Source organism: Yersinia thracica (genome assembly GCF_902170565.1).
GTDB classification, from domain to species: domain Bacteria; phylum Pseudomonadota; class Gammaproteobacteria; order Enterobacterales; family Enterobacteriaceae; genus Yersinia; species Yersinia thracica.
Genome location: NZ_CABHXX010000092.1, coordinates 1 through 8,314, shown reverse-complemented (window position 1 = coordinate 8,314; position 8,314 = coordinate 1). Strand labels below are relative to the sequence as shown.

Sequence of the window (8,314 nt, the reverse complement as noted above, 5' to 3'; positions counted from 1 at the left end):
ATTTTATATTGTCGATATTTGTAGGATTGTTCCTACGAATGTGGTCTCCACATCCTATATATCTATATAACCTCGTACGTTTATCATCGTTATTAATGATGCAATATCAGACTTAAGGTATACACCAGTGGAAGTTAGACAACTTAATTACTTTTGGTTAAGTAAGAATGTTGCTCGTTATTTATAACCCATAATATACAGAGAAAATTGAGCGTTTTATGAATCGAGTATTTAAAGTCATTTGGAATAGTGCTTTAGGCCGTTACGATGTTGCATCTGAGTTTTCTAAATCAGGAAAAAAAACCAAGTCATCTTGTTCAGGTAATGTCGAGACAACCCTAGGCTTAACAATAGCTTCTCGTTTGAGCCAGGTTGCCATCACTCTGATGTTCGCTTTCGGGGCGAGTTCTGCCTTTGCTGCCGATGTTAGTGTTCCAGTATTTACCCCTGAAGTTCAATTTGAACAGACATTCACCGGCCCAGGCAATACCTTGTCGGGGAGTTTTAGCAACATTACACGCGGTGATTCTGGATTTAAAAACAGCAAGCTGGGTGATATTCCTGCAGGGAATTTCCTGTATGGTGCTGAGAATCTGATCAGTAAAAATATTTTCAATTTAGGGGATATGGTTACTGAAACTTTCCTTGATCCGAAAGGAACCGGCGCATTAATTACTATTAATGTGTATAGCAGCACGGCGATGTCAATTAAGCCATTGGCTGATTTTACGGTGCCGGTTTCCTATGCGGTGGGTGAGAATGGTCAGTATGTGAACCGTAACTTATTCCATGTACAAGATAGCAGTGACCTGACAGTAAATGTCGGTAGCACTGCGGCAGGTTGGGTTAATGAGAGCACCAACTACTTTAGCGCTATTCTTAAAGGTGGTTTGAAAAGTCAACCTGAGGCGACAACCTCTTCAGGATTCTATGTTGACTCTACTACATCCGCCCAGAATACAGTGTTAAATTATAACGCTAAGACCGTGGTCAACTTAGGAAATAACAGTAATAACATTCGTGATAGCAGCACCTCAGTCGCTAATGCCGTTCTTGATGACTTTACCGGTACATTCACCAGCCCTTATTTAGGTGCCCAAAATGTTCAAAACTTTGCTGATTTCCAGCAATACAACAATGCGTTGATCGCCGGTATTAAAAGCGGCGCGATTGTACTGGACAGTAAAGGCTATCAGGCTGAGCTGGCGCGCGCCTATTTTACTAATGGTAGCAATACTTCACCGAAAGTTACCCCTATCTATCTTGATATGGGCATTGACCCTAATGATGCCGTCAATCACATCATTGATTCCAGCCGTGTTGCCTTTATTCATGGTGATGGTCAGCAGGCTATTGTGAATATTGGTGCTGATGCCAATATTCAGGCGTTCAATACGGATATTTCCGTGGTGAGATTGAACGATGGTGCAACTTTGAATAACGCGGGGACATTAGGCTCAGCCGCCGGCACTGTTCGTGGCACCAATATTATTTTCGCCACTAACAGCACCGTCATTAATGAGGCCACTGGGGTTCTGGATGCAGGGACTAACCCTGACATGTTGGATTTCAAATCTACACCGACCGCCACATTACCACTGAATGTCGCCAGCGGCAGTCATACCGCGATTTTGGCGAATGGAACCTCTTCAGTCACTAACAATGGCGTCATCAACACCGCTTCACGTGGCACCAGTGTTTATACCCGCGCAGCTATCATTGACGGCACCTCTACCTTCGTCAATAACGGCAATATCAACATTGCGGCAACGGCTGATTTATCTCCTGCGGCAGGATATCTGAACGAAGGGGTCAGTGTTCAGAAAGGCTCTACTTTCGCCAATAGCGGCACTGTCTATATTGGCCGCCAGGCCCAGCGTTCACTCACTGATGCAGTGATCGATCTGGCCATTAAGACCCAGTCTTATGCCGTCAGATTAGTGCAAGATACGGTTAATCTGAGCAATATCGCTACCTTTACCAATAATTCGACCGGCAAAATTATCATTGGCAGCAAAACTGAAAACGCGACTGCTATTGATGCACAAGGGGTGAGAACAGCGGTTAATCAGAACGGCACCATTGAGTTGAATGGCACTGGGGCAACGCTGGGGCAAAACGCTGCACAGAATGTGGGCATTTCGTCCAGTTTGAATGCCACCAATGTTTTCAATAATGGCGATATCGTCATTAATGGTATCAATACCGTGGGTATTAAGGTGCTAGCTAACAGTTCAGCCACCAACCGGGGTCATATTTATGTGAATAGCGGGCTTGATCCGGTAACCAAACTGGCGAACTACGGCATTCAGGCGATGGGTGCGGGCGCGGTGGCGAATCTTTCCGGTCAGGTTAATCTGACTGGCGATGGCGCTATCGGAGTGGTTGCTGAAGATCAAGGCACCATTAATGTCACCGGTAATGGTCAGGTGGAGTTCGTCTCTGGTACCAAACAAGTCGGGTACCTGATTTACGGTGCAGGAGCGAGTGTCAATAATACCGCAGTGGGTGCCGAAACTGTTTCAACCGAAGGTTCTACTTTATATCGCGTCGATAAAGGTGCCAGTTTTGCCGGGACCACGGCCTCAACCATGAATGCCACCGGTAAAGATTCTTCTCTTATTCAAGTCACCGGTGCTGGCAGTAGCTTTAGCTCGGGTGCCTTAAATATGAATCTTTCTGGTGAGGGTGCCACGGGTGTCAAAGTTGAAGGTGGCGCTACCGGTGCCATCACCGCAGATGCAAGTTTAGAACTGCGTGGCGTTGGGGCCACCGCCGGTATTGTAGATGGTAACTATTACGGCCTGGACGGTATCGCGACCGGTGTGACTGGCAAGTCTGTCCTGACCAGTTCTGCGGCATTGACGACCGGTAACACCGCCTCCGGTGCCTATGGCTATATCGCCCGTAATGGTGGTGAGCTTATTCACAATGGCTCCATTAACTTTACTCAGGCTGGCAGCACCGGTGTATTGGTGAATGGCGGGATCCTGACTAACCAAAATAGCATCTCTGTGAATGGCACTGCGGTGAATATTCAGGGCGCTAACTCGACAGTCAATAACTCGGGTACGGTTAACGCGACTGACGGCACCGCCGCTTTCCTGTTAGGTTCCGGATCCAGTTTGACTCTGTCTGGCAATGGGGAAACCAAAGCGGGCGGTACCGCTCATGGCGTATTGCTTGATACTGGTGCTACCGCACTGACTGTTGACGGCGCGACCATCACTATGATGGCGGGCGGTACGGGTAATGCGATTGAAAACAAAGCAGAAATCACGGGTATCCAATTAAAAGATACCAACCTGACAGTGGGGAATGGCGCGGGTATCCGGACTGGGGCCTCTCTGGCCGCCACCAACTCTGGCACCATTAGTGTGAACGGCAGTGGTACCGGTATTTTGTTCGCCAACACCGGCGATACCATGACGAATAACACGCTGGATATGTCTGACTCGGCTGACCTGGTGATTAATGTTAATTCGGCAGCGGGTAAAGGGATTGTCACCCACTCCAGCCAAGATTTGAAAACCGGCGCCAGTGTTAATGTGAACAATGCTGCTGGTGGCGCGGCCTTGATTGTTAAAGGCACCACGGGGCATGTCGAGCAGTCCGGTAAACTAATATCCCAGTCACTGACTAGCCCAGTGGTTGATATCAACAATGGCAATGTCACCAGCTTCGTCAATAGCGGCAGCATTCATGCTAACAGCGCAGCGCAGCAAGCGGTGTTAACCAACACTGGCAACGGCGTGGCCTTCACCAATGAAACCGGCGGCAGCATTATTGGCCAGGTCAATTTGTTGGCGGGCGACAATACAGTGACCCTGATGAAAGGCAGTGAAGGGACTGATTTCACCACGGGTAGCGGTGATGACACCTTCATTCTGAAAGGGCTGACAGCCGCGGATACCAAGGTATTCAGTTCATTGAACGGTGGCAGCGGTACAGACACAGTTATCTTTGATAACTCGGCGTATACGCTGAAAGATGCTGATGCTATTCAGAATATGGATTACATCGACCTGATCAATGACTCCATGCTGACACTGGACAATGTCCTGCTGGCGCTGGGTAATGCGAAAGATGATAACGCCAACACCGGTTTTAACTTGGGTGACGGCAGCTTGTTGCAGGTTAACAACCTGAATGCAGTGAATTTTAACAGCAAACTCAATGGCCTCGGCACTGTTGCGGTCAATACTGCGGGTAACGCGTTTAACTTTACCGCTAACGCGGCACAGAATGCCTTTAACGGGGTACTGGCATTAGGCCACGCCACTTTTGATCTGGCCGCTGAAAACACCACTGCGCTGGTGAATGCCACCTTGAAATTGGGTGCTGACAGCATCACCACCGTAGGTGATGGCGTCCAGACTATTGCTGGCCTGGCCTTCGACGGTGGTACGGCGAAATTTAACACCGGAACCCCGGGCGAGACCGTGGCGAAAAGCACCATCCATACCACCAAAGAGATGAACCTGTTGGGCACCGGGACGGTGGTCGTGGACATCGACAGTGTCGACAACAGCCAGACGCCGGTCAATCCTGCCTTACCCATCTTGGAGCAGGATGATGCCAATACCTTGCTGCAACTGGCAGTGAGCGATGTTGCGGTACAAGGTAATGGTGGCAATCTGGTCTTGAAAGATCAGAACGGAAATATTATTACCGATGCAACTACCGCGGATATTGCACAGGACGGCACCACGGTCGCCAAAGGCACTTACGACTACCGCCTGAGCAGTAGTGTCAATAATGATGGTTTGTATGTGAGTTACGGCCTGACACAGGTTGAGTTGCTGGGCAGCGGCGCGGATGCGCTGTCACTGTACGCGACCAATAAAACCGGCCCGGCGGCTGACTTGAGCGCCAAAGTGACCGGCAGCGGTGATTTAGCGATTGATACTGGTGCGGGCGATACCGTGACACTGTCTAATCTGGACAATGATTACACCGGCTCTACCGAGGTGCGCAGCGGTACCTTGCAGATGCTGAATGATAATGTGCTGGGTCATACCTCACTGTTATCTTTGGCCGCAGACACCGCTTTTGATATGAACGGCCACAGCCAAACCGTGGGCGAATTAAATGGCGCTGCAGGTTCATTATTGAACCTCAATGGTGGCAACCTGACCCTGAGCCAGGGCGGCATTTCTAGCGGTGAACTGACCGGCAGCGGCGCGTTGACCATTGCTGCTGATGTGTTGACCGTTGACGGTGCCAACAGTGGTTTGAGCGCAGTCGCTACCATTACCAGCGGTGCAGAAACGGTGCTCAATAATGCAGCCGGTCTGGGGAGTGGCAATATTATCAACGCCGGTCTGTTGACACTGAAAGGTGCTGCCGGGCAGTTGGTGAATACTATCAGTGATGCAGGTCGTGTGGTGTTGCAGGATAACAGCGACATTACCGCCAGCGGCGATAACAGCTTGTTTAGCGGCCTGTTTGATATCAACAATGGCAGCCAGTTAGCGGTTTCTCAGGCGGCAAACCTGGGTAGTGCATCCGTCACCAATAATGGTTCGCTGGTCTTGAACTCAGCCACCGATTGGGCATTGGCTAACAACGTTACCGGCACCGGTAGCTTGACCAAAAATGGCGCAGGCACAGTTTCGTTAACATCAGCAGCAGCTTATACCGGCCAAACAGATATTAACGCTGGCGGGATTATACTGGGCAGCAATGCTAACCCAATGACACTGGCTAGCCAGCAGGTGAATATTGCCAGCGGTGCTTTCATGGGCGGTTTTGGTGGTGTAGCGGGCGCGATTGATAACAAGGGTTCCTTGTTTGTCGGCAACCCAACCGCACCGGTGACGTCCATATTGAGCCGCCTGGCACCTGCCAGTAATGTATTCACCGTCGGGACAGATTTAACCAACAGCGGTACAGTCTTTATCGGCAACAAAACCAGTAATGGAACTGGCACCACCGGCAATCAATTGGTGGTGAATGGTAACTATGTGGGTAACAACGGCTTGCTGCATTTCAACACCGCGTTGGGTGATGATAACTCTGCCACGGACAGCATGATAGTCAACGGCAACACCAGCGGAACCACCCATGTTAGTGTGGATAATGCCGGTGGTTCAGGTGCCAAGACGCTGAACGGTATTGAACTGATTCAGGTTAATGGCCTGTCAGAGGGTGATTTCGTGCAAAGTGGCCGTATTGTGGCTGGCGCATATGATTACAGTCTGAAACGCGGCGTGGGCCAAAATGCCACTAACTGGTATCTGACCAGCTTGAGCAACTTGCCGGTTGATCCTGAAAATCCAGTTGATCCGGAAAACCCAGTCGGCCCAGAGGAAGAAGTTAAACGTCCTGAAGCGGGAAGCTACACGGCTAACCTGGCTGCCGCCAACAATATGTTTGTCACCCGTCTGCACGATCGTTTAGGGGAAACTCAATATATCGATGCCCTGACGGGCGAGCAGAAAGTGACGAGCATGTGGTTGCGCAATGAAGGCGGGCATAACCGTTCGCGTGATACCAGCGGCCAACTGAAAACCCAAAGCAATCGCTATGTGATGCAATTGGGTGGCGATATCGCCCAGTGGAGCAACAATGACCTGAACCGTTTACATTTAGGTGTGATGGCCGGTTACGGTAACAGCAAAAGCAATACTCGCTCAAAATCTGGCTACCAGTCTGATGGTTCCGTTAATGGTTACACTGCCGGTGTCTATAGCACCTGGTATGCCAATGACGAAGATAAGTCTGGGTTGTATGTCGATGGTTGGGCGCAGTACAGCTGGTTCAACAATACGGTGAAGGGCGAAGGTCTGGCGACTGAAGAGTACAAATCGAAAGGGATAACTGCCTCGGTAGAAAGCGGCTACACTTTCAAAATTGGTGAAAATAAGTCTAAGAACGAAACCTACTTTATCCAGCCAAAAGCGCAGATAACCTGGATGGGTGTGAAAGCTGACGAGCATCGTGAAGCCAATGGTACACAGGTGAGCGGCCAAGGCGACGGTAATATCCAGACGCGTCTGGGTGTGCGTTCTTATATGAAAGGGCACCATGCTATCGACAATGACAAAGATCGTGAGTTCCAGCCGTTTGTTGAAGCCAACTGGATCCACAATACCAAAGACTTCGGTACCAACATGAACTCAGTTGAGGTGAAACAGGCCGGTGCGAAAAACATCGGTGAGTTGAAACTGGGTGTTGAGGGGCAACTGAACAAACAGCTGAATGTCTGGGGTAATGTAGGCCAGCAATTGGGTGACAAAGGCTACAGTGATACAGCTGTGATGTTAGGGGTTAAATACAACTTCTAATCAGTTACTCGTCCTAATAAATAACGGTGCTTCGGCACCGTTATTTATATACTACAATCCTAATAAACCTCCGTTCTGAATAAAGTAAAAATAATAGACAAGGAATGATACAAAGTCATGAGAGTTATTGTGGTTAGTGATTGCGGCTTAACAAAATTATCCTTAGCGATTATTGTTAAAGGAATAAAGCGCGTTATAGATAGAGGGCAGGATATTGGTGTTGAGTTATATTATTCCGTTGATAACGAAAAGATATATAACCAATCAAATACCCGAGATATTGTCGTTCTTGATATTGATAACATTCCTGCCATTAAAATATTTAACACTATTGGTAAAGTCAGAGAGTTGAATCCTCTTGCTTTTATTATGGTTTTTTGTCGTAAAGATGAAAAAACAGAGGATTTCATTTGTTTGTCTGTTGTCTCTGATGGGATCTTATGCAAAACAGCCTCTATTGATAGAATAGAGAGTTTAATCGTTAAACTGCTGTCTTCGCGTAAACCCCCAAAGAAATTTGATCAGTTAGATTTGACGAGGAAAATAAAAAACCAGTTAACGAATAGAGAGAATGAAGTTCTTGAATGTATATTGTTAGGGTTAAGTAATGGTGACATATCAAGAGTGCTCGATATGAAAAATAAAACAGCCAGTGCTCACAGGAGGAATATATATAATAAACTAGGGATTAAAACAATAAATCAAACGTTAAGAAATTTATTTATTCTTAAATAAAAAATAGATTTGTTTTTATGTAGAACAATTGTTTTTCTACACAGTGTTAATTATTATTAACCAAGATAATTCTCAACTCTTAGGAGTATTAGAAATTCTGTGTCATTCCGCTAAAGTATTTAAAAAGAGGAATGACATATGACTCAACCTTTCGATTTTGAAAAAGCACTCAAAGCTCTCCAGTCAGGTCAAGCGTTAACTGGCAAAGATGGTATTTTAACTCCGTTAATCAAACAGTTAACTGAAGCTGCATTGACGGCGGAGCTGGACTCCCATCTGGCAAATGATAT

2 protein-coding genes and 1 pseudogene are annotated in these 8,314 nt (G+C 47.6%); all 3 read left to right on the top strand.

What is annotated here, in order from left to right; genetic code table 11:
• Window positions 1-218: 218 nt before the first annotated feature.
• On the top strand, window positions 219-7,289 hold the full coding sequence (locus FTA91_RS12985) for an autotransporter outer membrane beta-barrel domain-containing protein (protein ID WP_145535935.1): 7,071 nt from the start codon (window positions 219-221) through the stop codon (window positions 7,287-7,289).
• 117 nt (window positions 7,290-7,406) lie between these two features.
• Entirely contained in the window at window positions 7,407-8,024 is a 618-nt protein-coding gene (locus tag FTA91_RS12980; RefSeq protein ID WP_050113576.1) for a helix-turn-helix transcriptional regulator, read from the top strand.
• Window positions 8,025-8,162: 138 nt separating this feature from the next.
• A pseudogene (locus FTA91_RS12975) lies at window positions 8,163-8,314 on the top strand (IS256 family transposase); the annotation flags it as partial.